The organism is Vibrio sp. Vb0667, assembly GCF_033391095.1.
On the sequence record NZ_JAWPOL010000168.1, the window covers coordinates 1 to 1444 of the forward strand.

Below are 1444 nucleotides of genomic sequence, written 5' to 3' on the forward strand. Positions count from 1 at the left end.
ACAAAGAAGCGGAAATGGACATGGTTATCGACAAAGCCAAACGCGCCACTCCTCAGATTGTGGAACAAATCATTCAATACGCGAGAGAGCGTAAAGGCGTGATGATCTTTGCTGCAACAGTTCGACATGCTCAAGAAATTCACGGCCTGCTGCCAGAAGGCGAAACCGCCATCGTCATTGGTGACACTCCAACGCCAGAGCGCGATGCGATCATTCAAGCTTTCAAAAATCGTGAAATCAAATACTTGGTGAATGTCTCTGTGTTAACCACCGGATTTGACGCGCCTCATGTGGATTTGATTGCCATCTTGCGCCCCACTGAGTCGGTCAGCTTATATCAACAAATTGTTGGACGAGGTTTGCGTTTATCGGAAGGTAAAAATGAATGTCTGGTACTCGATTACGCGGGTAACAGCTACGATTTGTATCAGCCAGAAGTGGGAGATCCAAAACCCGACTCCACCAGCGAGATCATTACTATTCCTTGCCCTGCTTGCGGATTTAACAACAACTTCTGGGGTAAATTGGACAGCAATGGCTTTTTACTCGAACACTTTGGGCGACGCTGCCAAGGTTACTTTGAAGATGAAGACACGGGCGAACGCGAGCATTGTGGCTACCGTTTTCGTGCCAAATATTGCGGCGAATGTGGCGCAGATAATGATATTGCCGCTCGTATATGCCATGAATGTGATGCAACATTGGTCGACCCAGATAAGAAACTAAAAGAAGCACTGAATTTGAAAGACGCACTGATCTTCGAGTGCACAGAAATGGACTTGTCCGTGTTCAAATCAAATGACGGCAAATCACAGCTCAAAGTCACGTATTCAGGGGAACCATACCAAGGCGAAGGTCATGCGTTAGTTCATGAGTTTTGGTCATTAAACACCAAGAAACAGAAGCAAACTTTTAAAGACCAGTTTGTGCGCCCTCACCTTGCAGATAAACATCGCCCGTTTGAAGAAGCATCGCCTACACGAGTCGTCGCCAATCAACACCGTTTCCGTTTACCGCAGTTTGTCATTGCCAGAAAGTCTGGGCGCTTTTGGAAGTTGCGCGACAAGATTTTTGAAGATGAACTTAAATAACGCTCGATTCGCACCAGTGAGTTTGCCAAGAGCAAAGTGAATGTGACTGAACCGACAGTTCACACGATGATTCACTTTCTGTTCATGTACAGCTAGATATAATTTTGCCAACTCTTCAGAAAAGGTTTTGCTATGTATAAACCAGTGACTTCTCAAAATCTTGCGTTGTTTTTCAGCCTCGCCCCGATGCTGCTTTCTGCACCAAGCTTCGCGCAGCAAAATGATATTTACACCACGCAAAATGGCCACGCCATCGTGCAAGATGTCGAAAAGCCCGGCACTCGTATCGAATTTGATGAAGACCAAGATGAGGTCTACCGCGCCGTACAAAAAGGCTACATTCGTCCCTTCTC

1 protein-coding gene and 1 pseudogene are annotated in these 1444 nt (G+C 46.3%); both read left to right on the plus strand.

Annotated elements, in window-relative coordinates:
• A partial coding sequence (locus R8269_RS24320; RefSeq protein ID WP_318222788.1) for a DEAD/DEAH box helicase occupies window positions 1–1091 on the plus strand: 1091 nt, incomplete at its 5' end.
• A gap of 132 nt (window positions 1092–1223) precedes the next feature.
• Window positions 1224–1444: pseudogene (locus R8269_RS24325) on the plus strand (hypothetical protein); the annotation flags it as partial.